Raw genomic sequence first — 24949 nt, 5'->3', positions numbered from 1 at the left:
TGCCAGAAACCAGAAAGCCTTCCCCAGTAACGTCATCTCAGCAGGTCTTCCATGCTTGAAAACTATCGCGCTCACGTGGCCGCTCGCGCCGCGCTCGGTATTCCCCCGTTGCCGCTGACGGCTCAACAGACCGCTGAACTGGTCGAACTGCTGACCAATCCGCCCGCTGGCGAAGAGCAGACCCTGGTCGACCTGATCACCCACCGTGTGCCCGCCGGCGTGGACGAAGCCGCCCGCGTGAAGGCCGGCTTCCTGGCCGCCGTGGCGAAGGGCGAGACCGCCTGCGCGCTGATCTCGCGTGCCCACGCTACCGAACTGCTCGGCACGATGCTGGGCGGCTACAACATCCAGCCGCTGATCGAATTGCTGTCCGACGCCGAAGTGGGCGCCACCGCTGCCGAAGCGCTGAAAAAGACGCTGCTGATGTTCGACCAGTTCCACGACGTGAAGGAACTGGCCGACAAGGGCAATGCGAACGCCAAGGCCGTGCTGCAAAGCTGGGCCGACGCCGAATGGTTCACGAGCCGTCCGGAAGTGCCGCAAAGCCTGACCATCACCGTGTTCAAGGTCACGGGCGAAACCAACACCGACGACCTGTCGCCGGCCCCGGACGCTACCACCCGCCCGGACATCCCGATGCACGCGCTGGCGATGCTGAAGAACGCACGCCCCGGCATCACGCCTGAAGAAGACGGCAAGCGCGGCCCGGTCAAGTTTATCGAGTCGCTGAAGGAAAAGGGTCACCTGGTCGCCTACGTGGGCGACGTGGTCGGCACCGGCTCTTCGCGCAAGTCGGCCACCAACTCGGTGCTGTGGTTCACGGGTGAAGACATCCCGTTCGTCCCGAACAAGCGTTTCGGCGGCGTGTGCCTGGGCGGCAAGATCGCCCCGATCTTCTACAACACGATGGAAGACGCCGGCGCGTTGCCGATCGAACTCGACGTGTCGCAAATGGAAATGGGCGACGTGGTTGAACTGCGCCCGTACGAAGGCAAGGCGCTGAAGGACGGCAAGGTCATCGCCGAATTCCAGGTCAAGTCCGACGTGCTGTTTGACGAAGTGCGCGCTGGCGGTCGTATTCCGCTGATTATCGGCCGCGGCTTGACCGCCAAGGCGCGTGAAGCGCTGGGCCTAGCCCCGTCGACGCTGTTCCGCCTGCCGCACCAGCCGGCCAACAGCGGCAAGGGTTTCTCGCTGGCGCAGAAGATGGTTGGCCGCGCATGTGGTCTGCCGGAAGGCCAGGGCGTGCGCCCGGGCACGTACTGCGAACCGAAGATGACCTCTGTCGGCTCGCAGGACACCACGGGCCCGATGACCCGCGACGAACTGAAGGACTTGGCCTGCCTGGGTTTCTCGGCCGACCTCGTGATGCAGTCGTTCTGCCACACCGCCGCGTATCCGAAGCCGGTGGACGTGAAAACACACCAGACGCTGCCGAACTTCATCAGCACGCGCGGCGGTATCGCGCTGCGTCCGGGCGACGGCGTGATCCACTCGTGGCTGAACCGCATGCTGCTGCCCGACACCGTTGGCACCGGCGGCGATTCGCACACGCGCTTCCCGATCGGTATCAGCTTCCCGGCAGGCTCGGGCCTGGTCGCGTTCGCGGCCGCCACCGGCACGATGCCGCTGGACATGCCGGAATCGGTGCTGGTCCGCTTCAAGGGCAAGATGCAGCCGGGCGTCACGCTGCGTGACCTCGTCAACGCGATCCCGCTGTACGCGATCAAGCAAGACATGCTGACGGTCGCCAAGCAAGGCAAGAAGAACATCTTCTCGGGCCGCATTCTCGAAATCGAAGGCCTGCCCGATCTGAAGGTCGAGCAAGCGTTCGAACTGTCGGATGCGTCGGCTGAGCGTTCGGCTGCCGGTTGCACGGTGCACCTGAACAAGGAACCGATCATCGAATACCTGAACAGCAACATCACGCTGCTCAAGTGGATGATCGCCCAGGGCTACCAAGACGCCCGCAGCCTGCAACGCCGCATCAAGGCGATGGAAGCCTGGCTGGCCGCCCCGGAACTGCTGCAACCGGATGCCGATGCCGAGTACGCGGCCGTCATCGAGATCGACTTGGCCGACATCCACGAGCCGATCGTGGCCTGCCCGAACGACCCGGACGACGTGAAGACGCTGTCCGACGTGGCCGGCGCCAAGATCGACGAAGTGTTCATCGGCTCGTGCATGACCAACATCGGCCACTTCCGTGCCGCGTCGAAGCTGCTGGAAGGCAAGCGCGACATCCCGGTCAAGCTGTGGGTCGCGCCGCCGACCAAGATGGACCAGAAGCAGCTGACCGAAGAAGGCCACTACGGCGTGTTCGGCACGGCCGGTGCGCGTACCGAAATGCCGGGCTGCTCGCTGTGCATGGGTAACCAGGCACAAGTGCGCGAAGGCGCGACGGTCATGTCGACGTCGACCCGTAACTTCCCGAACCGCCTGGGCAAGAACACGAACGTGTACCTCGGCTCGGCGGAACTGGCGGCGATCTGCTCGCGTCTGGGCAAGATCCCGACCAAGGAAGAGTACATGGCCGACATGGGCGTGCTCACCGCCAACGGCGACAAGATCTATCAGTACATGAACTTCGACCAGATCGAAGACTTCAAGGAAGTGGCCGACACCGTGCAGATGTAAGCATGCAGTCGGACGACAGCGAGTTAGCCTCGCCGTCGTGATGAAGCAAAGCGCCGCAGGTGGAATGCCTGCGGCGCTTTTTTCTTTGCCGCTTCGTGAGGCGACTCAGTTAGCGATGATCGACACGGTGGAGTTGGCTGGCACTGTAATCGTTTCGGCATACGTGCCGACCTTGAAGCCGCGTGCGACCGGGAATTGGCCGAAGCCTTGCAGCGTGGCCGGCACGGAGCTGGGCATCGTACGCTGGCCGCTGTAGTTCTGGCCATTGATGGCGAGAATCGAGAAGCCGCTGTCCGAGCGCGCCGGATACGCGAAGCCGGCCGGGCTGCCTGGTACCGGCAACAGCGCCGCCGCCGTGCCCCAGCGGCCCACGGCATCCCCAAGGCCCGCGCCGCCGCCGGCCTGGATGGCGTTGCTCAGCATCGTGGCCGAGTCGGTGGACGAGAAGTTCTGCAGCAGGTTCGTGTAATACGTAATGCCGTACTGGCGCAGCAGGAAGCCGCCCAGGCTGCCAGAGATCGGATACCCCGGGCACGACGCGCTGAGCGATGGGTCGAACGCCGTCAGCGAGCAGTCATAGGCGCTTTGGAGCCAGGCCGGGAAGCGGCTGTCGCGCACGTTGTTGAAGCTCGGGTCGATCTGGCTGGAGAGCACGTCTTCCATCGTCATGGCCGTCATTTCTTCCAGCCACGTGCCATACATGTATTGCGAGCCGTGCAGCACGCCACGCTGGTAGAAGTTGGCCATGTGGGTGAACTCGTGGCCGAGGGTGGAGACCACCGTATTCAAGCCCGACGTACCGCCCAGGTAAATGGTTTCCGAATCCACGTACAACGACAGCGACTGGTTCGACAGCGGCTGTGCGCTGGTCGTGAAGTTGTTGCGCGCCCAGAAATAGCCCACGCGGCCATAGGCCTGACCATCGGGCTGGATGTTGAGCACGACGATGTCGAGCGCCTGGTTCGGATCGATCAGGCTGGCGGAGCTGGAGTAGCTGCCCCACGGCTGGCCCACCAGCGAAGTCGCCAGCGAATAGACCGACTGGCCGCCCGATGCAAACTTGGTCACCAGCGTGTTGATGATGCCGTCGGAAATCTTGCTGCTGCCGTATTCCGTGTCTTGCACCCACAGGTTGACGATGCGGCCGTCCGTGGCGGTGGTTTGCTGGTGCAGCGTTGCCGAGATGACGACGGCGGTGCCGTCCGGCCGCTGGTGGTTCCACGAGCGCTGTGCGCCCACGCTCGCTACGGATTGCGGACGCAGTACCGTGCTGTTGGACGTGCTCTGCGTTTTGAGTGCGCTGGTGCCTGGCGCGGCGCCCGTGGCATAACCGTCCAGTGCGTGCGCGTTGAAATCGGAGAGCTGGCGATCGAACGCGGCATTGCCGTCGTTGCCCGCCACATCCGCCGCCGGCTTGGCAACCGATGGGCTGGTGCTATTTGACAAGATGGAGAGGGACACCGATGGCATCGGCTGCGCAGTGGCTCCTTGGTTGGTGTAGACCAACGTGACGTTCTGGCCGGTGAGCCCGGCGATCGACACATTCACCGTGCCGGCCGTGCCACCCGTATTCGTTGCCTGCCACACACCCACGCCGGACCCGGCGTAGGTATTGCCCAGTGCCCCACAGCCACTGCCGCTGCATGCCGGTGCCAGGGTGATGTTGGACGCCGTACTTTGCGTAGCGGCGGGCGTCGCCCCCGAACTGCTGCTGCCACCGCCACCACCACAGGCTGCCAGCGTGCCTGCTGCTGCCACCATCATTGCGACGGTCCACTGCTTCTTAAACGCGCGCTTGCCGCGCACGTTGCTGCTGATGCGTTCCATCCACTTCTCTCCAAATCCCCAACACCGAAAGCTGCGCGCGGTCGGCTCGTGACTGTGGCGCGCGAATGGATTCTCCCGGCGGGGTGATGAATTCGATCCGTGGAAATAAAGGGCCGGCGGCCTCCAATTCCCCACGATTCGGGGGTGCGCAGCATTTGCGTTGGCGAAAAGGTTGAAAAAGTCGTAGCCGCAGGATGTAGATGCAGAAAACGGACGAGAGCCGGCTCGCGCACATGGAAGGTAAGGGCGGAGCGCTCCGCTAGAATGGCCGGCGTTTGCGCACAGTGCGCTCACGGCACCGCCCGGTGCTTCATTCGCCACCCGCCAATGCTCGTCGCGCAGCTCAAATCCTTCTTCATGGTCGCCCGCCTGGGCAGCATCACGCTGGCCGCCAAGCAGCTCGGCTTGTCTCAGCCGACCGTGACTTCGCAGATCCGCGCCCTGGAAGACGCCTACGGCGTGGAACTGTTCTACCGGGGCGGGCGTCGGCTGGCGCTGTCGGATGCAGGCGTGCGGCTGATGCCGCTGGTTGACCAGCTCGTGCGTCAGGAAACCGAGATCGACTTCTTCCTGCGCAATTCCGGCGACATGGGCGCGGGCCACCTGCGCATTGGCGCCACGGCGCCGTATTACGTGCTCGATATCGTTGACCGCTTCTGCAAGAGCCACCCCGGCATCGACGTGAGCATCGAGGCGGGCAACTCCGTGCAGATGCTGGATGCGCTGCAGGAATACCGTGTGGACGTGGCTTCGTCGTCGCAGCGGGTGGACGACGCGCGGTTTCTGCGCATTGAGCTGGCGCGTGATCCGCTGGTGCTGGTGGTGCATCGCAGCCACCAGCTGGCCACGCAGACGAGCGTGCCGGTGACCGCGCTCTCGCAATGCCGGCTGCTGGTGCGGGAGGTGGGCTCTACCACCCGCGCGATGACCGAAACGATGATGGCGCAGGCGGGCGTGACAGCAGCCTCCACCGTGGAGATTGGCAGCCGCGAGTCCATCCGCGAGGCCATCATGCGCAACCTGGGCGTAAGCGTAATCGCCCGCCAGGAGGTGCCCAGCCACACAGACTTGCGCGTGCTGCCGTTTGAGGGCATTGAGGGCGGGGCGCCGGAACTGAGCGAGTACCTCTACTGCCTGCAGGACCGCCGCGATGCCCGGCTCATCGCCGCCTTCCTCGCGGAAGTCCGCCCTGTGGCGTAACTCCGCAACCCAAATCCGGAAATGCGCGCATTGGCGTTTTTGCGGTAACTGCCACATGCGGTACATGTCGGCTGGCTACAGTGGCGAGCGTTTTCGCTACCGCCCCCGCCGATGCCCCTGCCTGCCAATGACCCGACGTCGGGTTTCGCCACGCCGTTTTTGTCTGTGCGGCAAGTGTCGCGCCGCTTCGGCACATTCACCGCGCTCGAAGGCGTATCGCTGGACGTGGCGCAGGGCGAGTTCGTTTGCCTGCTCGGCCCCTCGGGCTGCGGCAAGACGACCCTGCTGCGCATCATCGCGGGGCTGGAAGCGCAGGACGGCGGCCAGATCGTCGCCGGCGGACGCGATATCTCCAATCTGGCGCCGCGCGAGCGTGACTACGGCATTGTCTTCCAGTCGTATGCGCTGTTTCCGAACCTGACCGTCGCGCAGAACGTCGCCTACGGGTTGGATACCCGCAATGGCAACCGCGCACGCACGCAGGAACGGGTGTCGGAGATGCTGTCGCTGGTCGGCCTGGGCGGCAGCGAAGCCAAGTACCCCTCGCAACTGTCGGGCGGCCAGCAGCAGCGCGTGGCGCTGGCCCGCGCACTGGCGCCCGCGCCGTCGCTGTTGCTGCTGGATGAACCGATGTCGGCGCTGGATGCCCAGGTGCGCGAGCATCTGCGCACCGAGCTGCGCCGCCTGCAGCGCAAGCTGAACATCACCACGCTGATGGTCACGCACGACCAGGACGAGGCCATGGCGATGGCCGATCGCATTGCAGTCATGTCCAACGGCCGCATCGAGCAGACGGGCGCTCCGGCAGACATCTATGCGCGCCCGGCCACGGCGTTCGTCGCCGGCTTTGTCGGGCAAGCCAACTGGCTGCCGCTGGAGCGCACGGAAGACGGCACGCCCACGCTGGCAGGCCAGCCGTTGCTGCTCGATCCCGCCTTTGCGGACGCCGCGCCGGCCCACGGCCGCCTGTTCTGCCGCCCGGAAGCCGTGACATTGAACCCGGACGCCGATGCCCCCAACCGCCATCTCGCCCGCGTGGTCGACCAGATCTACCTGGGCAGCCGCACGCGCGTGACGCTGGCCATCGACGGACTGGCCGATGCGCCGGTCGTTGCCGAAGTGGCATCGGGCGCGCTGGGCCGCGATCTGGGCGACAGCAAGTTGTGGATCGCGCTGGAGCGCAACGGCCTGCGGCTGTATCCGCACGACCGTGCCTGAGGCGGCCATGTCGATGTTGCCGCCAGAGGCCAACGTGGTTGCCGCCGCCCGACCCGAATCCACCCGCGCCGCGCGCACGCCGTTCTGGCGCACCGATGTGCCGGTATTGGCCGGCATGAAGCTCGGCTGGCTGTTGCTGTTGACCATCGGCTTGCTGCTGCCCACGGCGATGATGCTGCTGCAGGCCACGGGCCTGGTCGCCAGCGCGCGCAGTACGGACGAGCACGGCCTGGCGCTGGTCGCGCATGTGGTGCAGGGGCCGAACTTTCTCGACATGGTCGGCCGCACGCTGGCGGTGTCCAGTGCGGTGGCTGGCATGGTCGTGCCGATGGCGTTTGCGCTGGCCTACGCGGTGCAGCGCACGCGCATACCGTTGCGAGGCACGCTGCGCACGCTCGCGATGCTGCCGCTGTTTGCGCCGTCGTTGCTGCCGGGGATTGCGCTGGTCTATCTGTTCGGCAACCAGGGGCTGTTCAAGGCATGGCTGGGCGGCAGCAACATCTACGGCTTCTGGGGCATTGTGCTGGGCGAGGTGTTCTACACGTTTCCGTATGCGCTGATGCTGTTGCTGGCTACGCTCACGCTGGCGGATGGCCGCTTGTATGACGCCGCGCGTGCAATGGGCGCCAGCCCGTGGCGCACGTTCCGCACGGTCACACTGCCGGGTGCACGCTACGGCCTGTTTGGCGCCTTTGCGCTGGTTTTCACGCTGGTTGCTACGGACTTTGGCGTGCCGACCGTCGTGGGCGGCAGCTATCAGGTGCTGGCCGTGGAAGCCTACAAGGCCGTGGTGGGCCAGCAGCAGTTTGCGCGCGGCGCCGTCATCGGTTTGATGCTGCTGTTACCAGCGCTGTTGACGTTTGCGGTGGAGCGCCTCGTGCAACGTCGTCAGCACGCCGCGCTGGCCAGCCGGGCGCAGCCGTATCACCCGCAACCCGACCGCGTGCGCGATGGACTCTTCCTGCTACTGAGCCTGCTGGTGGTCGGCGGGATTCTGCTGATGCTAGCGACTGCCGTGGGCGCGTCGCTGGTCAAGCTGTGGCCGTACAACCTTGAGCTATCGCTGCGCAATTACGACTTCGACAACATGGACGGCGGCGGCTGGCTGGCGTACCGCAACAGCCTGAAGCTGGCCGCGCTCACCACCGTGTTTGGCACCGCGCTCATCTTTACCGGCGCATGGCTGGTCGAAAAGACACGCCCGGCAGCGTGGCTGCACGCGGCCATCCGCTTTGCCGTGCTGCTGCCGATGGCGGTGCCAGGCCTGGTGCTGGGTCTCGGCTACGTCTTCTTCTTCAACCATCCAGCCAATCCGCTGAACGGCCTGTATGGCGGCATGGCGCTGATGGTGCTCTGCACGATCATGCATTGCGCCACGGCGGCGCACCTCACGTCGGTGGCGGCGCTGGGGCAGATGGATCCGGTGTTTGAGGCGGTATCGGCTTCGCTCAAGGTCTCGGCGCTGCGCACGTACTGGCGCGTGACGCTGCCGATGTGCCTGCCGGCCGTGCTGTCGTGCGCGCGCTATCTGTTTGTGTCGGCCATGACCACCGTGTCGGCGGTGATCTTCCTCTACAGCCCCGACACCGTGCTGGCCTCCGTGGCCGTGCTGAACATGGACGACGCCGGTGATATCGGCCCCGCTGCGGCCATGTCCACGCTCATTCTCGTCACGTCGATTGTCGTATCGCTGCTGCTGGAATTTGCCATGCGCGGCATCGTGCGTCGCACGCAGGCATGGCGTACGGCATCTCATTGAATTCGTTGTCTGTAGAACAAAGGAAGCATGCACATGGGTGACTCCTCCCCAATCACGGCGCGCCAGGCTGGCGCAGACCGCCTCAACCCGGGCAGCGCGCCGCTGCGCCTGGAAGCCGCCGTGCTCGACTGGGCCGGCACCGTGGTCGATTTCGGCTCATTTGCCCCCACGCAGATCTTCGTCGAAGCGTTTGCCGAATTCGGTATCGCCATCACGCTGGACGAAGCGCGCGGCCCGATGGGGCTGGGCAAGTGGGACCACATCCGCACGCTGTGCAACGACGGCGCGATTGCCGCGCGCTTCTCGCTCGCGCATGGCCGCATGCCGACTGATGACGACGTCACCGCCATCTACAACCGCTTCATGCCGCTGCAGATCGAGAAGGTGGGCGCGCATTCCGCGTTGATTCCTGGCGCGCTGGAGACCATCGCTGCGCTGCGCGAAGCGGGCCTGAAGATCGGCACGTGCTCGGGCTACCCGCGCGTGGTGATGGACCGCGTGGTCGATCTGGCCGCCCAGGCGGGTTACACGCCCGACTGCGTGGTCGCCTGCGATGAAGTGCCGCGTGCACGCCCATGGCCAGCGCAGGCACTGCGCTGCGTGGTCGATCTCGCCATTGGCGACGTAGCGGCCTGCGTGAAGGTGGACGACACCGTGCCCGGTATCGAAGAGGGCCGCCGCGCCGGCATGTGGACGGTGGCGCTGCTGATGTCGGGTAACGCGCTGGGCTTGCCGTACGAGCAATACGCCGCGCTGTCGGCCGACGAGCGTGCCCACCATCGCGTTGCCATCTCGGCCGGCTTTGCCGCCTGCCGCCCCCATTACGAGATCGACACGATTGCCGATCTGCCTGAAGTCGTGGCCGACATCAACCGCCGCCTGGCGCGCGGTGAACGCCCACAGTGCCTCTGAGTTTGTCGTCCTGTTTGTTGTCCTTTCCCTTGCATCACACACATCGAGGAAACCATGACCGCACGTCTTTCCCTGCTGGCTGCTGCCGCTACGATGGCGTTCGCCACGTCGGCTTTTGCCAAGACCACGCTGACCGTCTACACAGCGCTGGAAGCTGACCAAGTGAAGGCGTACCAGGACGCCTTCGAGAAGGCCAATCCGGACATCGAAATCAAATGGGTGCGCGACTCTACCGGCGTCGTCACCGCCAAGCTGCTGGCCGAGAAGGCCAACCCGCGCGCCGACGTGGTGTGGGGCCTGGCTGCATCGAGCCTGGCCATTCTGGACAAGGAAGGCATGCTGACGCCGTACGCGCCGACCGATCTGTCGAAGATCGGTGCCACGTACCGCGACAAGGCCAACCCGCCAGCATGGGTGGGCATGGACGCCTGGGGCGCTGCCATCTGCTTCAACACGGTCGAGGCGCAAAAGCAGAACCTGCCGAAGCCGACCTCGTGGGCCGACCTGACCAAGCCCGTGTACGCCGGCAAGATCGTCATGCCGAACCCGGCCTCATCGGGCACGGGCTATCTGGATGTGAGCGCGTGGTTGCAAATGCTGGGCGAGCAGAAGGGCTGGGCCTACATGGACGCGCTGCACCAGAACATCGGCCAGTACACGCACTCGGGCTCCAAGCCTTGCAAGATGGCGGCGTCGGGCGAGTTCCCGATCGGGATCGCGTTTGAATACCGCGCTGTGAAGTCCAAGAAGGAAGGCGCGCCGATCGACATCGTGCTGCCGTCTGAAGGCCTGGGTTGGGACGTGGAAGCCACCGGCATCATGAAGGGCACGAAGAACCTTGACGCCGCCAAGAAACTGGCTGACTTCTCCGCCAGCCCGGCCGCCATGGCGCTGTACGAGAAGAACTTTGCCGTGGTCGCCACGCCGGGCTTCTCCAAGCCCGATCCGCTGCTGCCGGCCGACTACGAGAAGCGCCTGATCAAAAACGACTTCACGTGGGCCAGCGCCAATCGCGACCGCATCCTCGCCGAGTGGACCAAGCGCTACGACGGCAAGTCGGAGAAGAAGTAAGCGATGCCAATGCAAGCTCCCGCAACTCCTGGGAGCCTGGATGCCAGCACCGACGTCGCCATCGTCGGGGCGGGCATTCTGGGCTTGGCGCACGCGGCTGCGGCCGTCAAACGCGGCCTGCGCGTGACGGTGTTCGAGCGCAGCGAAATGGCCGTCGGCGCCTCCATCCGCAACTTCGGGCAGATGCTGGTGACCGGCCAGCCGCCCGGCATCATGCTGGATCTCGCACGCGAAAGCCGCGCGCTGTATCTCGACTGGGCAGAGCGCGCCGGCATTTTTGCGCGCGCCAACGGCGCACTGCTGTTCGCGCGCAATACGGCAGAAGAGGCGGTGCTGGACGAGTTCATGTCTACCCGCGCGCCTGCCTTCGGCTACAACGTGAAGTTGCTGCGCAGCGCCGATCTAGCCAACCTCTACGGCGGACGTTTCTTGCGCCATCGCGCCGCGCTGCAAGGTTTTGACGACTTGCAGCTCTATTCGCGTGAAGCGATTCCGGCGCTGGCAACGTGGCTGGCGACGCAAGGCGTGCGCTTTCACTTCGGCACGCTGGTGCGCCACGTGGAAGGCGGCCGGCTGGAGACCACGGCAGGCGTGTGCAACGCCCAGCGCGTCATCGTCTGCAGCGGCCACGACTACCAGACGCTGTGCGCCGAGCAACTGCGCGCGCTGCAGCCCCAGGTGTGCCGCCTGCAGATGCTGCGCGTCACGCCGGAAGACGGCTTCCAGCTAGAACATGCCGTGCTGACCGGCCTGTCCTGCACGCACTACGGCGCGTTTGCCGATCTGCCAACCGCCCAGGCGCTCGCCATGCAGATCGAGCATCAACGCCCCGAACTGGCACGCCACGGCATCCACCTGCTGGTCAGCCCCACGCCCTATGGCGACTGGATCGTCGGCGATTCGCACGACTACAGCCAGGACGCTCGCCCGTTCAACGCCGAGTCGGTCGACAACATCCTGTTGGACCTCGCCCGCGACACCTTCGGCGGCAAGCTGCGCGTGGTGGAGCGCTGGCAGGGCGTGTATGGCGCCAAGTGCCATCTTCCGGGCAGCGGCGCGTTCTCGATCACACGCGTGGATGACCGCACCACCGTGGCGCTCATGCACAGCGGTATCGGCATGAGTGTGGGGCCGGCACTGGCACATCGGCATGTGGATGCGCTGGTCGATGGCACGGAACTGCCGCAGTGGTCGCCGCCGGCAAGCCGAGCTGCTCCGCTTGCTGTGTGACGTGACCTGCCCGACCGCGCTGCATTCATGGCCGGCGGGGAGGGCGCCGGGCGCACATCGTGCTACCTTGTGAGCCTATGCGCGCAACACAGGAGACACCATGCCGGTGCTGAAGGTCGATGTCGTCACGGCAGAAGAGCGGCTGTATGAAGGCAGTGCCAAGTTTGTGGTCATTCCGGGTGTGGAAGGCGAGTTGGGCATCCTGCCCGGCCATGACCATTTGCTCACGCGCATGCGGCCCGGCACCGTGCGCGTGACCCAGGAGAACGACGAAGAGGTGCTGCTTTTCGTCGCCGGCGGCTTTGTCGACGTGCAACCCGCCCAGGTGATCGTGCTGGCCGATACCGCCGTGCGCGCACACGACCTGGACGAGGCCAAGGCCCAGCAAGCCCGCAAGGCGGCTGAAGAGCACATGCAGAACAGCCACAGCAAGATCGACTATGCGCGCGCCCAGGCAGAACTGGCCGAGGCCGTGGCCCAACTAGCCGCCATCGAGCGCTTGCGCAAACGCCGTCGATAGGCGACGCACAGCACAACATTGCACCGCCCCGCCCACTGAGGGGTTCAGAACGGCGCCGGCGCTCCGTTTAAGTGCGGAACGATCGAAATCCCCGTTGTACGTCTCGATAGACGTGATCGGTTCCGCTGGTCTCGCCGATGCTGCCCTCTGCTGTCATTGCTTGTGTGCTGTTGCCCGCCACCCGTGTGTGGCCATGCCGGTCGCGCCGCGTTTTGGCGCGAAAGTGCGCAACGCAAATGTTTGCGCTGGCAGGTCTGCTGGCCTGCGCCACCGCCCGCGCGGAAACCGATCTGGCCGATCTGACCCAACTTCCCATCGAGCAGCTCATGCAGGTGCAGGTGGTCACGGCGGCGTCGAAGTACGCCCAGGCCGCCAGCGAAGCCCCCGCCAACGTCCACGTCATCACCGCGGAAGACATCAAGGCCTACGGCTGGCGCACGCTGGCCGACATTCTTGGCAGCCTGCCTGGCCTCTATACCAGCTACGACCGCAACTACACGACGCTCGGCGCACGCGGCTATCTGCGCCCGGGCGACTACGACACCCGCCTGCTGTTGCTGATCGACGGCTACCGCACCAACGATTCGGTCTTTGACCAGGCGTCCGTCGGCACGGAAGCGCAGATCAACGTCGACCTGATCGACCGCGTGGAATACATCCCGGGCGCGGGCTCTGCCGTGTATGGCTCCAATGCGCTGTTCGGCGTAATCAACATCATCACCAAGCGCGGGCGCGACATCGGCGGCGCGCAGGTGAGCGGCTCCACTGGCAGCGCCAGCGCGCGCGATGGGCGGGTGACCTGGGGCAACCGGGCCGAGAATGGCGCCGAATGGCTGCTTTCGGCCAGCGTGATGGATGCGCCGGGGCGCGATGTGTCGTTGCCCGAGTTCAACCAGCCCGGCGTGAGCGATGGCGTCGCGCGCGGCATGGATTTCGACCGCGCCAAACGCATGTTCGCCAAGGGCAGCTTTGGCGAGTTCTCCCTGATGTTCGGCTATGCCGATCGCACAAAAGGGGTGCCGACGGCGTCGTACTCTCAGCTCTTTGGGGACCCGCGCTCCCGCACCATTGACACACGCCAGTTCGTGAATGGGGTATGGCAGCACGCATTGAGCGAGTCGACCGACGTGACGGCGCGCCTGTTCTGGGGCCGCTATACCGGGGTGGGGCGGTATATCTACGACTATCCGCCGGTTACGGAAAACCGGGACAACTTTGATTCCGCCTGGTATGGCACGGAAGTGAAGCTCGTCACGCGCGCCATTGACCGCCACACCATCGTGGTGGGCACGGAGCTGCAGCGCGACTACCGAGATTCAATGCGGAATTTCGACGTTGCACCCTATGTGAGCTATCTGGATGATCACCGCAGCAACAACCGTGTCGGTATCTATGTGCAGGATCAATTCATGCTGCATCAGGATTGGGCGCTGGACACCGGCCTGCGCTATGACCACACCAGTTTTACGCCGGGCATCCTGAGCCCGCGCGTGGGCCTGGTGTGGCATGCCGCCCCCACGACCACGCTCAAGGCGATCTACGGCATGGCGTATCGCGCGCCCAACGATTACGAGCTGTACTACCAGACCAGCGCACCCGGCGGCCAGCAACTCGACAAGAAGCTCTCCGCCGAGCGCATCCGCACGTACGAAGCCGTGCTGGAACAGCAGGTGAGTGCGGGCGGCAAGGCCACGCTGTCGCTCTTCCAGAGCAACGTGACCAATCTCATCAGCCAGAGCACAGACCCGAATACAGCGCTGCTGTTTTTCAGCAACCTGGCACGCGTGCGCACGCGCGGCGTAGAGTTGGGCTATGAACAGCGCTGGCCCGGCGGCACGCGCCTGCGCACGAGCTACAGCTTCCAGCACTCCGAAGACATCGACACTGACCAGGCGCTGAGCAATTCGCCACGGCACATGCTCAAGCTCAATGCAACCACCCCGCTGTGGCGCGACAGCGTGCGTGCGGGTGTGGAAGCGCAATACATCAGCAACCGGTTGACCACATCGGGCGCGGTGGGCGGCTACTGGATCGCCAACCTGACTTTGCTCGCAACACGCTTGGCGCCCAACCTGGACATGGCGCTCAGCTTTTACAACCTGTTTGATCGTCGCTACGCTTCGCCAGCGGGGCCGGAACTGGTGCCGACTGCCATCGAGCAAGATGGCCGCAGCTTCCGCCTGAAGTTCACCTATACGTTCCGATGAGCGCGCTTGACGTCCTTGCCCGATGCACCCTACGCGCCCGACGGCTGCGCCCGCGCCGGCTGTGTGCGGTGCTGGGCGCCGTCGTGGCGGGCGTATTGTGCGCAAGCGTGACGTTTGCCCAGATGCAGGCCAGCGAGGTGCAGGTCGAAGCGGCTTTCGTCTACAACTTTGCGCTGTTCACCACATGGCCCGCCGACGCGATCGGCGCCGATGCACCCATGGTGCTGTGTGTGGCTGCCGAGCCCGCGCTGCAGGCAGCCTTGGAGAAACTGACAGGAAAACCCGTGCGCGGACATCGGCTCGAAATCCGAAAGATCAACGACAGCGGCGTGGCGGGCTGCCACGTGCTGGTGTCGGACGGGCACGGCTCCGGCAACATGCGCGTTGATCCGGCCGCACCTATCCTGACGGTATCCGCCACCCCGAAGGCCGCGCACGGCCCGACGAGCATGATTGCCCTGGCGCTGCAAGACAACCGCGTGGTGTTTGACATTGATGCTGCAGCTGCGCGGCAAGCCCGCCTGCAGCTCAGCTCGCAGCTAATGCGCCTGGCAAGGAGCGTGCAATGACGCCGCCGCTCATGCATCGGCCCCAACTGGGCCATTCTGTGGTGCGGGCCAACATGGCCGGTGCCGGCGCCGCGCTCACGATTGCCGGCTTCCTGCTCATCGTGTTTCAGTTCATTGCGCTGCATGCCGCCTTGGTGCGCGACGTGCACGTGCAGGCGCGCATCATCGGGGCCAACAGCGTGGCCGCGCTGCTCTTCAATGATCGGCGCGCGGCCGAAGAAACGCTGGCCGCGCTGGAAGCATCGCCCTCGCTGCGCGCGGCCGGCGTGTTTACGGCGCTGCGCAAACCGCTGGCGCTCTACCAGCATGGCGACACGGCCCCGGTGCAAGCCCCGGATGCCATGATGCTGCGCGAGGAACACACCTCGACACTGACCACGCTTGAAGCCGTGGAACCGGTGGAATCCGAACGCCGCGTGATCGGCTACGTGGTCGTCCGCTCGAGCCTGCGCGAACTCTACATGCAGCTGCTCGGCTATGCCGTGCTGACGGTGTCGGTGGGCATTGGCGCCATGGGGCTCGCGTATCTGGTCATCGCTCGCATGCGCCGCGCGGTGCTGCAGGCGGAGGCCCATCTCGACTACCTCGCCCACATCGATTCCGTAACGGAACTGCCGAATCGCCACGCGTTCAACGAGCGCCTGCACATGTCGCTCAAGCGTGCCGGACACGCCGGTGCAGTCGGCCTGTTGCTGCTGGACTTGGACAACTTCAAGGTCGTCAACGACACGCTGGGCCACAACAATGGGGATCGCCTGCTACGCCAGGTGGCGCGGCGCCTGAACGACGTGATCGAGCAAGCCAACCTGCGTGCCGTGCTGTGCCGAATCGGCGGAGACGAGTTTGCGATCATCACCGAGTTGTCGGGGCGCGCGCAGATTGCCGAAGATGAGGCAGCAGGCCTTGCCGATGGCCTCGCCAAGCGGATTCTGGCGGCACTGGCTGCGCCGTTTGCGCTGGATCTGCATCAGATCTACGTCACCGCCAGTGTGGGATTGAGCCTGTATCCGCACGATGCGCGCGACGTGCAGGCCCTCACGCGCAATGCCGATACGGCGATGTACCACGCCAAGAACAACGGCAAGAACGCGTGCGCCAGCTTTACGTCGGAGATGGACCAGCAAGCGCGCCGCCGCCTGCGTGTGGAGGCCGACCTGCGCCGCGCGCTTGATCGGGATGAGTTGCTGCTGACCTATCAGCCCCAGGTGCGCCTGCAGGCGTTGGAAGCGGACGGCGCCGCGTTGTCCGCGTCGCATCTGCACGGCGTAGAAGCGCTGGTGCGCTGGCGCCATCCGGAGATCGGCCTGATCGGCCCGGGGGAATTTATTGCCGTTGCGGAAGAAACCGGCTTGATCGTGCCGCTGGGGCTATGGGTGCTACGGACCGCCTGCCAGCAAGCTGCCCGCTGGATGCGTGAGAGCGAAACCCCGTTGCGCGTGTCCGTCAACCTGTCTGGGCGGCAGGCACGCGATCCGGGGCTGGTCAAGAGCGTGCTGGACGTGCTGGACGAGACCGGCCTGCCGCCGCACCTGCTGGAGCTCGAAATTACCGAAAGCGTGCTGATGGAAGACCTCGAAGCCAACATCGCGCTGCTCGAGTCGCTGCACGCGGCGGGCATCAGCCTGTCGATCGACGACTTCGGTACCGGCTATTCGTCGCTGGCGTATCTGCAGCGCTTCCCGATCCAGAAACTCAAGATCGACCGCAGCTTTGTACAGCGCATGCCCGGCGACGGCGAGGCCATTGCCGGCGCGGTCATCGCCATGGCCCACAGCCTGAACATGGAGGTGGTGGCGGAAGGTGTGGAAGACACCGAACAACTGGCGCTGCTGCGCAAGGCAGGCTGCGACCTGGGGCAGGGCTACCTCTTTGCACGGCCGTTGCAGGCCGAGCCGCTGATGGCCTGGGTAAGGCGGCTGGGCGGAGGCGACAGCGACGCGGCGGCTGATGCGGGTGACAACGCTGCGTCGCTGGCGGGATGACGGTTTAGGCGCTCGCCCGCCGCGCGGCGCGCGTTGCCCCCAGTGTGAGCACAACCACGGCTGCCAGGATGATCCCGGTAGCGCCCACCGTTTGCGGTGCCACCACTTCGTCGGCCAGCCATGCGCCCATCAACAGGGCGATGGGCGGATTGACGTACACATAGCTAGTCGCCATGACGGTGGACACGCGTTCCACCAGCGCCATGTAGGCGGTAAAGGCAATCGCCGAGCCAAACACCACCAGGTAACCCCACGCGAGCGCGGATTGCAGGCCGAGGTGCGTCGGCCAGGCTTCGCCGACGATCAGGCTGAGCAGCATGAGGGCCACGCCGCCAAACGCCATTTCCAGCACGAAGGCGGTCATGCCGCGCGGCATGTCGATACGCTTGGAGAGCTGCGAGCCGAACGACCACGAAGCAATGGCGGTGGTCAACGCCAGCACGCCGACGGTGCTGGCCTGAAACTCCGCGCCGTGGATCAACACCGCAACGCCAAGGCTCCCCAGCACAATGGCGCCGACTTCATACCCGCGCAGGCGGCCGCCCGCCAGCAGCGTCCACAGCGTGGCGAACACCGGCATCGAGGCGATCATCACCGTGGTGGCGCCGGAGGAGATTGTTTGCTCGGCCACCGCCGTCATGCCCATGCCGCCCACCAGCATGAACCCGCCGATCAGCGCGCAGTTGCGGACCTGCCGCCACGTTGGGCGTTCGCCCTTGCGCAGGATGACGACCGGCGCCAGCAGCAGGGCAGCTGCCAGAAAGCGCGAGCCCATCATCAGAAAGGGCGGCAGATCGGTCAGCGCAAAGCGAATGGCGAGATACGTCGTGCCCCACACCACGTAGGTGATGAGCAGACACAGGGCGATAAAGGGGGACATGGCGGGACCTCGGCGAGGAAGTCCCGATGCTACTCAACGCGGCCTTATGCGCAAAACGAGTTTTGTTATCGCTCGTTGTGAGGGGCGTTAGCAAGCAAGTGAGCCGGAAGTGGGCCGGATAGCGCCACGGCCGTCCGGCAGAATCAGATCACGCGGAAGCCGTGCGTGCCGTCGCGCCCGAGCTGCTCCACCAAGCCGAATTCCCAGTCGAGATACGCCTGCATGGCAGCGCGCGGCGCGGTGGTGCCCTCATAGGGGCGGCGGTAGCGGTCGATGCGCTCCGAGGCTAGGTGCGTTTCACCGGTCTCAACCGGCAGGCCGGCGGCCACCCACGCGGCGTTGCCGCCGTCGAGCACCCACACCTCGGCCTGCGTCAGCTTGGCCAAGTCGCTCGCCGCAAAACGGGCAAGCTGGCTGCTGCCGCAGGTGAGCACGTAGCGGCGCGCAGGCGGGATGCGTTTGATCGCGGCAGGCAAGTCGGAGCGCACAGCAAACCACGCGCCGGGAACGTGTCGCGCCACGTAATTGGCGCTGCGCGTAACGTCGATGACGGCGGTGTCACCCGTTTCCAGCCAGCCGGCCAGCGCACGCGCATCCACCGTGCGAACGGCGGGGGACGCTGCGGCGGGTGCTTGCCACGCGCCAGTGACGCTGCGCTCGCTGGCGTCGACGGGGTCGACCACGTAGACCTCCCAACCCATCTGAGCGAGCCATGAGGCCGTCATGTCGGCGCGCACGCCGTCGTCATCGGCCAATACGATGCGGGCACCACGCACAGCGGCTGTGTGATCCGTCTCTTGCACAAGCTGGCCGCCCGGTGCGCTGGCAAAGCCGGGCAAGTGGCCGGCGGCGTATTCCTCCGGTGTGCGCACGTCGAGCTTGTAGAGCGTGCGGTCCGGCACCTGCAGCTTGGCGACGTCCGCCAGCGCAATGCGCGGCACGTTGGCGCGCTCGGCGACGGCGCGCGCATCGGCCTGGGCCTTGGCGCGCGTGTCGGCAGAGACCGTGTGCGGATGCTGGCGGCTGGCGCCGTGGTCCAGCGTCTGATCGGCCAGCAGCCAGCCGATGGTGCCGTTGCGCAGCGCCGCCACCGGGTTGGGTATACCGGCATTCACCAGCGATTGCGTGCCGATGATGCTGCGCGTACGGCCCGCGCAATTGACGATGACCTGCGTGCTCGGGTCCGGCGCCAGCTCTCGGATGCGCAACACCAGCTCGGCCCCCGGCACGCTCGTCGCGGTGGGGATGCTCATGGTCTGGAACTCGTCATACCGCCGGGCATCGACGATGACCACGTCGCGCTTGGCATCCAGCAGCGCCTTGACTTCTTGCGCGCTAAACGATGGCGTGTGGCGCTGCGCCTCGACGTATTCGCCGAAGGCTTTGCTGGGCACGTTCACGTCTTGGAACACCTCGCCACCCGCTGCGCGCCAGCCATCGAGGCCGCCTTCGAGCAGGTACACGCGCGTGTAACCGAGTTCCGCCAGCTTGGCGGCTGCGCGCGGGGCGAGGTCCACGCCATCGTGCACGCCGTACAGCACGATCAACGTATCGCGGCGTGGAATGCGCGACCACGCTTCCAATTCCAGCCGCGAGAGCGGCAAGTTCGCCGCCCACAGCGGATGCGATTGTGCGTACGGGTCTTCTTCACGCACGTCGACCAGCGCGATCTCCTTGCGTGCGAGCAGCGCGGCGCGCACGTCGGCATACGACAGCGTGGGCACGTGCGTTTCGGCCAGCGGCGCGGCCACTGGCGATTGCGTGGCTTCGAGTGTGTCGGTTGCGGTGCTCATGATGCGGGCGTGTCCTTGGAGCGGTCCCAGAGATTGGGCAGATGGGTATTCGAATAGCCGGAGACAAACGGCTTGCGCTCGCCGTCTTCCGTATAGACCGAGCGGTGAATGCCGCCGATGTTGCCGCCGTACACGTGGATGCTGATCGAGGTGCGATCGTCAAACGCGTTGTGCACGCGGTGGATGTCACCCACGCGTGGGGAGACGCGTTCCACATTGCCGGGCTCCAGGCGGACGGCTGCACCGTCGTGCACGGCGCGGCCCTGTGCATCGAGCTTATACGGCTGCGAGTACTCTGCGCCGCGCAGCATGCCGATCAAGCCCCAGGTGGTGTGGTCGTGGATGGGGGTGTGTTGTCCTGGGCCCCAGACGAAGCTGACGATGGAGAAACGCTCGCCAGAGTCGGCATGCAGCAGGTATTGCTGGAAGTGCTCGGGGTGCGGCTGGGCGTACTCGGTGGGCAGCCAGTCATCACGCGCGACCAGTGCGCCGAGCAGGGCACCGGCGCGCGAGAGGATCTCGGCTTCCGTCGGCTGCTGATCCAGCAGGCGCGATAGCGCGATCACGAAATCACGCAGCGGCGCAATGGACTGCGTTTGCACGGGTGCAGTGGCGAGGGCTGGCGTGCTCATCGACGGGTTCCTGGGGTGGGGTGCGGCTTCATGATGCGACGGTTGTGCAGGGGCGTCTAGCTAAACCCCAAGCGCGGTACGGCCAGCGGCCAGCAGGATGGAATCGTTCTGTGGCGTGTGGATGCGGCTGCAGAGCACGTCACGGTAATGCCGTTCCAACGGGTTGTGGCGCGACAGGCCGTGGTTGCCCGACAGCTGCAAGGCGAGCTCCACCGCGCGGATGGCGTTGGTGGTGACGGTGTATTTGAGCAAGCCGCTGTCGGCCAGGGAGAGCGGCGCGCCGGCATCAGCCACTTCAGCTGCGTGGTCGAGCAGCACGCGGTTGGTGCGCAGGGCGGCGGCAATCTCGCCGGCCGCTTCCTGCATGCGCGGCAGCGTCGCCAGCGGACCGCCGAGGTTGGCCGGCGCACGCGTGTTCAGGAACTGCGTGAGCCAGTCGCGCGCGGCTTGGGCCACGGCGTCATACAGGCTGCCGAGCAGCACATTCATCCACGCTTGTTGATCGAGGTGCACGCCGGTATCGGCCTGCGTGGCGCCATGGGCAGCCCAGTCTGCGGGCGGGCGAATGTCGACGGCGTGGTCCAGCGGAATCTCTACGTCTTCCAGCACCACATCGTGGCTGCCGGAAGCGCGCAGGCCGAGGTGGTTCCACGTCTCTTCAATGCGGATGCCGGGCGTCTCCGGCAACGGGCGCGGCACGAGGAAGATGCCGACACGCGGTTCGGCTTCGTCAGTGCGCCCCCATACCGACAGCCAGCGCAGCGCAGGGCTGCCGGTGCTGTAGAGCTTGCGACCACGGATGCGCCAGGTGTTACCTACGCGCGTGGCAACCGTGGCGGGCAGGCCGCCGCGTGCTGGCGTGCCGAGGTCGGGCTCGACGCGCAGCGCGTTGATCAACGCACCTTCGTTCAACGCTGTCGCAAAGACTTGCTGGCGCACGTGCGGGGACCAGCGCGTGTCAACCCGGCCGATGGCGCGGTGCTGTAGGTACGTCATCGTCAGCACGAGCGCGGTGGCGGGCTCAGCATGGGCGATGGCGGAAATGATCTGCCGTGCGGTCTTCAAGTCAGCACCACCACCGCCATGGGCCTGCGGAATGACTTGCGCGATCAGGCCGGACGCGTGCAGCAGCGCGAAGTTCTCATGCGGGAACGTGCCATGCAGATCATGCGCAGCGGCGGAGGCTGCGAGTTGCGGGGTGATTTCAGCCAGCGCCTCCGCAAGCCGTTCGGGCGGGGTCGGCAAGCGATGCAAGGGCATAGAGGACATCACAGCGGACATGACAGTGGATGCACGAGGCAAGTGACATTGCCGTACAGCGTATCTGCCTTGCCACGCACGGCGAACGACCTATGCCGAATATGCAGCGTTGAAATTATTCGTTAGTGCAAGGCTGGCGGTGACGTAACTTCAATCGCATTCGTGGCGAGGTGCAGCGCAGCATTTGCCAATCTCGCCGGCCTTCTAACGTTATGCGGAGCGAGTGCTATGAGCGTCGATTTCATCGGCATGATCCAGAGCCAGAAACAGTCGGAAATCCATCCGCCCGATCCCAATGGGCCGGTAATCGACCGCGACTATGTGCGTGCCTTTGCGCAGGCGCACGAGCAGGCCGGCTTTGATCGCATCCTTGTTCCGCACCATTCGACGGGGCCATCTGCCACGCTCACGATTTCGTACGCAGCGGCGCTGACGGAACGCATCCACTTCATGCTGGCGCATCGGCCGGGCTTTACCAACCCGACGCTGGCCGCGCGCCAGATCGCCACGCTGGATCAGTTCACCGGCGGGCGTCTAGGTGTGCACTTCATCTCGGGCGGCTCTGACAGCGAGCAGCGTCGCGATGGTGATTATCTCGACCATGACCAACGCTACGCGCGCACCGATGAGTACCTCAGCATCCTGCGTCGCATCTGGACGGAGCCGAAACCGTTCGACCATGAAGGCGCGTTCTATCGCTTCGAGCAAGGCTTCTCGGAAGTGAAACCCGCGCAGAAGCCGCATGTGCCGATCTACTTTGGTGGCGCATCCGATGTGGCCATCGAGGTGGCAGGCAAGCATGCCGATGTGTATGCGCTGTGGGGCGAATCGCTCGATCAGGTGCGCGACTTGACCACGCGCGTGCGTGCCGAAGCCGCCAAGCATGGGCGCAGCATCCGCTTCTCGGTGTCGTTCCGGCCCATCCTTGCAGAGACGGAAGAGGCTGCGTGGGCGCGCGCAGATAGCATTCTTGAGCGAACCCGCGCGCTGCGCGTACAGCAGGGCTATAGCCGAGGTGGCCCGCAGCAGAGCGAAGGCGCGCGTCGGCTATTGGCTGCCGCAGAGCAGGGCGAGCGCGTCGACAAGCGTTTGTGGACGGCCATCGCCAAGGAAACCGGCGGCCGCTCCAACTCCACCGCCCTGGTCGGCACGCCCGACCAGGTGGCCGATGCCCTGCTCGATTACTACGACCTGGGCGTCACCACCTTCTTGATCCGCGGCTTTGATCCGCTGGAGGATGTGGTGGACTACGGCCGCACGCTCATCCCGCGTGTGCGCGAGTTGGTTGCGCAGCGTGACGCGCAACGCAAAGCTGCGTGAGGCATAGGCATGAGCGCAGTGCTTTCCATCGAGCGCCCTGTATCGGGCACGCTCAAACTGAACCCGACGCCGCAGCAGAAGTTCTGGTTTGATCCGCCCGCTGCGCGGCCCACGATCGAGGCGGAGCGGCGCCATCGGCAAGAGCGGCTGGCCGGCGCCTTTCGCATCTTCGCGCGGCATGGCTTTGACCTGGGGCTGGCAGGCCATATCACCGCACGCGATCCGGAGTTGACGGACCACTTTTGGGTCAACCCGCTTGGCGTGCATTTTTCACGCATCAAGGTGTCGGACCTGCTGCTCGTCAATGCGCGTGGCGAGACGGTGATCGGCAATCGGCCGCTCAACAAGGCGGCGTTTGCAATCCATGCGGCGATTCACGAAGCGCATCCGCACGTCGTGGCGGCAGCGCATACGCATTCGACGTACGGCAAAGCGTGGTCCACGCTGGGCCGGCCGCTGGATCCGCTCACGCAGGATGCGTGCTCGTTCTACGAAGACCACGCGCTGTTCGACGACTTCACCGGCATGGTGGTCGACGCCAGCGAGGGCGACCGTATTGCACACGCACTCACCAAGCCAGACGGCGGCACGCACAAGGGCGTGATCCTGAAGAACCACGGCATCCTCGCCGCCGGGCCGACCGTGGAAGCTGCAGCGTGGTGGTATATCGCGCTGGACAACGCTGCGCACACGCAATTGCTGGCCGAAGCCGCTGGCACACCGCAGCCCATTGACGCCGACACGGCGCGGCACACCCATGGCCAGGTCGGCGGGCAGGAGGGCGCGCTGCACGCCTTTGAGAGCCTCTACGCAGGCCTCGTTGCTGCCGAGCCAGACTTGCTGGACTAAGCAGAACACATCGAACACAACATCACGGGGAGCATTCAATGAGCGAAGAAAAAGCGGGCATTTCACGCCGCCAGGTCCTGCATGCGGCTGCCGCCACGGCGCTGGCCGCACCAGCCTTGATCCTCGGTCGCAAGGCGTACTCGCAGCCGCGCAAGCTGACGTTCGCGTGGAACCAGAATGCGTTCTGCCTGACACCGATTGTGGTGGCGCAGGAGCGCGGCTTTTTCGAGAAGAACGGCCTGCAGGTTGACCTGATCAACTACAGCGGCTCGACTGATCAGTTGCTGGAATCCATCGCCACCGGCAAGGCCGATGCGGCGGTGGGAATGATCCACCGCTGGCTCAAGCCGCTGGAGGCGGGCTTTGACGTGAAGATCATCGGCAGCTCGCATGGCGGTTGCGTACGGCTGGTGGGCGCCAAAGCGGCGGGCGTGACCAGCCTGCAGGCGCTCAAGGGCAAGACCGTGGGCGTGAGCGATCTTGCAGCGCCGGGCAAGCATTTCTTCACCATCCTGCTGGCCAAGAACGGCATCGACCCGGACAAGGATGTCACCTGGCGCCAGTACCCGGCCGACCTGCTGGGCGTCGCGGTGGACAAGGGCGAGATCCAGGCCATTGCTGATGGTGACCCGAACCTCTACCTGCTGGAAAAACGCACCCAGGGTGCGTACGTGGAGCTGGCCACCAATCTGACCGGCGAATACGCGCGCAAGGTCTGCTGCGTGATCGGCGCGCGCGGCGAGCTGGTGCGCAATGACCGGCCGACCGCATCTGCTCTGGCCCGCTCCATCGTGCAAGCCACCGACTTCGCCAACGAAAACCCGAACGAAGCGGCCAAGGTCTTCGCCAAGTACTCGCCCAAGGTGCCGCTGGAAGATTTGCGCAAGCTGTACGCCACACTCACTTACACGCATCACCCCACGGGCGTTGACTTGCGCGACGAGATCGCCTTCTACGCGGAGGACTTCCGCCGCATCGGCGTCATCAAAAAGACCACCGACCCGCAGCGCCTGGCGCAGCACGTGTACGTCAACGTGCTGGCGTAGGGCAGCGCCGCATGAACAACACGAGCAACATGAGGAG

19 protein-coding genes are annotated in these 24949 nt (G+C 65.3%); 14 read left to right on the top strand and 5 right to left on the bottom strand.

All coding sequences use genetic code 11. From position 1 onward, the window contains the following. The first annotated feature begins 51 nt into the window (after window positions 1-51). A complete protein-coding gene (gene acnB, locus ACN9M1_RS20020; protein WP_426400298.1) occupies window positions 52-2637 on the top strand; it encodes a bifunctional aconitate hydratase 2/2-methylisocitrate dehydratase in 2586 nt (861 codons plus the stop codon). A gap of 105 nt (window positions 2638-2742) precedes the next feature. On the opposite strand, the gene ACN9M1_RS20015 is transcribed toward acnB, so the two are convergent. Beyond that, window positions 2743-4464, bottom strand: a complete 1722-nt coding sequence (locus ACN9M1_RS20015; protein WP_426400297.1) for a M30 family zinc metallopeptidase — start codon at window positions 4462-4464, stop codon at window positions 2743-2745. A 327-nt stretch (window positions 4465-4791) separates the two neighbouring features. Between ACN9M1_RS20015 and ACN9M1_RS20010 the strand changes: the two genes are divergently transcribed. The 10 genes from ACN9M1_RS20010 (at window position 4792) to ACN9M1_RS19965 (ending at window position 17132) form a co-directional block, all read left to right on the top strand. Continuing rightward, window positions 4792-5664, top strand: coding sequence for a LysR substrate-binding domain-containing protein (locus ACN9M1_RS20010; protein WP_426400296.1), 873 nt, complete (start codon window positions 4792-4794; stop codon window positions 5662-5664). A gap of 111 nt (window positions 5665-5775) precedes the next feature. Continuing rightward, complete coding sequence (locus ACN9M1_RS20005; protein ID WP_426400295.1) at window positions 5776-6882, top strand: putative 2-aminoethylphosphonate ABC transporter ATP-binding protein; 1107 nt, start codon at window positions 5776-5778, stop codon at window positions 6880-6882. Window positions 6883-6889: 7 nt separating this feature from the next. Continuing rightward, entirely contained in the window at window positions 6890-8641 is a 1752-nt protein-coding gene (locus ACN9M1_RS20000; RefSeq protein WP_426400294.1) for a putative 2-aminoethylphosphonate ABC transporter permease subunit, read from the top strand. A gap of 33 nt (window positions 8642-8674) precedes the next feature. Beyond that, entirely contained in the window at window positions 8675-9553 is an 879-nt protein-coding gene (gene phnX / locus ACN9M1_RS19995) for a phosphonoacetaldehyde hydrolase (protein ID WP_426400293.1), read from the top strand. A gap of 54 nt (window positions 9554-9607) precedes the next feature. Next, on the top strand, window positions 9608-10624 hold the full coding sequence (locus ACN9M1_RS19990; RefSeq protein WP_426400292.1) for a putative 2-aminoethylphosphonate ABC transporter substrate-binding protein: 1017 nt from the start codon (window positions 9608-9610) through the stop codon (window positions 10622-10624). Window positions 10625-10633: 9 nt separating this feature from the next. Then, window positions 10634-11854 (top strand): TIGR03364 family FAD-dependent oxidoreductase, encoded by a 1221-nt coding sequence (locus tag ACN9M1_RS19985; protein WP_426400291.1) that lies wholly within the window; start codon window positions 10634-10636, stop codon window positions 11852-11854. A gap of 100 nt (window positions 11855-11954) precedes the next feature. Beyond that, window positions 11955-12374 carry a F0F1 ATP synthase subunit epsilon gene (locus tag ACN9M1_RS19980; protein WP_426400290.1) on the top strand — a complete coding sequence of 140 codons (420 nt, stop codon included), beginning with the start codon at window positions 11955-11957 and terminating at the stop codon, window positions 12372-12374. A gap of 236 nt (window positions 12375-12610) precedes the next feature. After that, window positions 12611-14581, top strand: a complete 1971-nt coding sequence (locus ACN9M1_RS19975) for a TonB-dependent receptor plug domain-containing protein (protein WP_426400289.1) — start codon at window positions 12611-12613, stop codon at window positions 14579-14581. Further along, window positions 14578-15150: a YfiR family protein gene (locus tag ACN9M1_RS19970; protein ID WP_426400288.1), complete on the top strand. Its 573-nt coding sequence runs from the start codon at window positions 14578-14580 to the stop codon at window positions 15148-15150. The genes ACN9M1_RS19975 and ACN9M1_RS19970 overlap by 4 nt, the downstream gene beginning before the upstream one ends. Next, window positions 15147-17132: a putative bifunctional diguanylate cyclase/phosphodiesterase gene (locus ACN9M1_RS19965; protein ID WP_426400287.1), complete on the top strand. Its 1986-nt coding sequence runs from the start codon at window positions 15147-15149 to the stop codon at window positions 17130-17132. Before ACN9M1_RS19970 ends, ACN9M1_RS19965 begins: the two co-directional genes overlap by 4 nt. A gap of 4 nt (window positions 17133-17136) precedes the next feature. On the opposite strand, the gene ACN9M1_RS19960 is transcribed toward ACN9M1_RS19965, so the two are convergent. The 4 genes from ACN9M1_RS19960 to ACN9M1_RS19945 all read right to left on the bottom strand — a co-directional run bounded on the left by ACN9M1_RS19960 (window position 17137) and on the right by ACN9M1_RS19945 (window position 21706). Beyond that, a complete protein-coding gene (locus ACN9M1_RS19960) occupies window positions 17137-18012 on the bottom strand; it encodes an EamA family transporter (RefSeq protein WP_426400286.1) in 876 nt (291 codons plus the stop codon). A gap of 143 nt (window positions 18013-18155) precedes the next feature. Then, complete coding sequence (locus ACN9M1_RS19955; protein WP_426400285.1) at window positions 18156-19805, bottom strand: rhodanese-related sulfurtransferase; 1650 nt, start codon at window positions 19803-19805, stop codon at window positions 18156-18158. Further along, window positions 19802-20437: a cysteine dioxygenase gene (locus ACN9M1_RS19950; protein ID WP_426400284.1), complete on the bottom strand. Its 636-nt coding sequence runs from the start codon at window positions 20435-20437 to the stop codon at window positions 19802-19804. Before ACN9M1_RS19950 ends, ACN9M1_RS19955 begins: the two co-directional genes overlap by 4 nt. 60 nt (window positions 20438-20497) lie before the next feature. After that, window positions 20498-21706: an acyl-CoA dehydrogenase family protein gene (locus ACN9M1_RS19945; RefSeq protein ID WP_426400692.1), complete on the bottom strand. Its 1209-nt coding sequence runs from the start codon at window positions 21704-21706 to the stop codon at window positions 20498-20500. 219 nt (window positions 21707-21925) lie between these two features. Between ACN9M1_RS19945 and ACN9M1_RS19940 the strand changes: the two genes are divergently transcribed. Genes ACN9M1_RS19940 through ACN9M1_RS19930 form a run of 3 tightly spaced genes read left to right on the top strand, consistent with a single transcriptional unit; the run spans window position 21926 to window position 24912 of the window. Continuing rightward, window positions 21926-23017, top strand: a complete 1092-nt coding sequence (locus ACN9M1_RS19940; protein WP_426400283.1) for an LLM class flavin-dependent oxidoreductase — start codon at window positions 21926-21928, stop codon at window positions 23015-23017. Window positions 23018-23026: 9 nt separating this feature from the next. Further along, the gene (locus ACN9M1_RS19935; RefSeq protein ID WP_426400282.1) at window positions 23027-23866 is read left to right on the top strand and encodes a class II aldolase/adducin family protein; all 840 of its coding nucleotides are present in this window, start codon (window positions 23027-23029) and stop codon (window positions 23864-23866) included. 38 nt (window positions 23867-23904) lie between these two features. After that, complete coding sequence (locus ACN9M1_RS19930) at window positions 23905-24912, top strand: ABC transporter substrate-binding protein (protein ID WP_426400281.1); 1008 nt, start codon at window positions 23905-23907, stop codon at window positions 24910-24912. The last annotated feature ends 37 nt before the right edge of the window (window positions 24913-24949 follow it).

The sequence above is a fragment of the Ralstonia sp. R-29 genome (assembly GCF_049913345.1).
Lineage (GTDB): Bacteria > Pseudomonadota > Gammaproteobacteria > Burkholderiales > Burkholderiaceae > Ralstonia.
The sequence above is the reverse complement of the archived record's forward strand: the minus strand, read 5'-3'. Positions and strand labels throughout refer to the sequence as shown.

Excerpts from the sequence above, each read along its gene's own strand:
- acnB (WP_426400298.1), top strand. The coding sequence starts at position 52 with ATGCTTGAAAACTATCGCGCTCACGTGGCCGCTCGCGCCGCGCTCGGT.
- ACN9M1_RS20015 (WP_426400297.1), bottom strand. The coding sequence starts at position 4,464 with ATGGAACGCATCAGCAGCAACGTGCGCGGCAAGCGCGCGTTTAAGAAG.
- ACN9M1_RS20010 (WP_426400296.1), top strand. The coding sequence starts at position 4,792 with ATGCTCGTCGCGCAGCTCAAATCCTTCTTCATGGTCGCCCGCCTGGGC.
- ACN9M1_RS20005 (WP_426400295.1), top strand. The coding sequence starts at position 5,776 with ATGCCCCTGCCTGCCAATGACCCGACGTCGGGTTTCGCCACGCCGTTT.
- ACN9M1_RS20000 (WP_426400294.1), top strand. The coding sequence starts at position 6,890 with ATGTCGATGTTGCCGCCAGAGGCCAACGTGGTTGCCGCCGCCCGACCC.
- phnX (WP_426400293.1), top strand. The coding sequence starts at position 8,675 with ATGGGTGACTCCTCCCCAATCACGGCGCGCCAGGCTGGCGCAGACCGC.
- ACN9M1_RS19990 (WP_426400292.1), top strand. The coding sequence starts at position 9,608 with ATGACCGCACGTCTTTCCCTGCTGGCTGCTGCCGCTACGATGGCGTTC.
- ACN9M1_RS19985 (WP_426400291.1), top strand. The coding sequence starts at position 10,634 with ATGCAAGCTCCCGCAACTCCTGGGAGCCTGGATGCCAGCACCGACGTC.
- ACN9M1_RS19980 (WP_426400290.1), top strand. The coding sequence starts at position 11,955 with ATGCCGGTGCTGAAGGTCGATGTCGTCACGGCAGAAGAGCGGCTGTAT.
- ACN9M1_RS19975 (WP_426400289.1), top strand. The coding sequence starts at position 12,611 with ATGTTTGCGCTGGCAGGTCTGCTGGCCTGCGCCACCGCCCGCGCGGAA.
- ACN9M1_RS19970 (WP_426400288.1), top strand. The coding sequence starts at position 14,578 with ATGAGCGCGCTTGACGTCCTTGCCCGATGCACCCTACGCGCCCGACGG.
- ACN9M1_RS19965 (WP_426400287.1), top strand. The coding sequence starts at position 15,147 with ATGACGCCGCCGCTCATGCATCGGCCCCAACTGGGCCATTCTGTGGTG.
- ACN9M1_RS19960 (WP_426400286.1), bottom strand. The coding sequence starts at position 18,012 with ATGTCCCCCTTTATCGCCCTGTGTCTGCTCATCACCTACGTGGTGTGG.
- ACN9M1_RS19955 (WP_426400285.1), bottom strand. The coding sequence starts at position 19,805 with ATGAGCACCGCAACCGACACACTCGAAGCCACGCAATCGCCAGTGGCC.
- ACN9M1_RS19950 (WP_426400284.1), bottom strand. The coding sequence starts at position 20,437 with ATGAGCACGCCAGCCCTCGCCACTGCACCCGTGCAAACGCAGTCCATT.
- ACN9M1_RS19945 (WP_426400692.1), bottom strand. The coding sequence starts at position 21,706 with ATGTCCTCTATGCCCTTGCATCGCTTGCCGACCCCGCCCGAACGGCTT.
- ACN9M1_RS19940 (WP_426400283.1), top strand. The coding sequence starts at position 21,926 with ATGAGCGTCGATTTCATCGGCATGATCCAGAGCCAGAAACAGTCGGAA.
- ACN9M1_RS19935 (WP_426400282.1), top strand. The coding sequence starts at position 23,027 with ATGAGCGCAGTGCTTTCCATCGAGCGCCCTGTATCGGGCACGCTCAAA.
- ACN9M1_RS19930 (WP_426400281.1), top strand. The coding sequence starts at position 23,905 with ATGAGCGAAGAAAAAGCGGGCATTTCACGCCGCCAGGTCCTGCATGCG.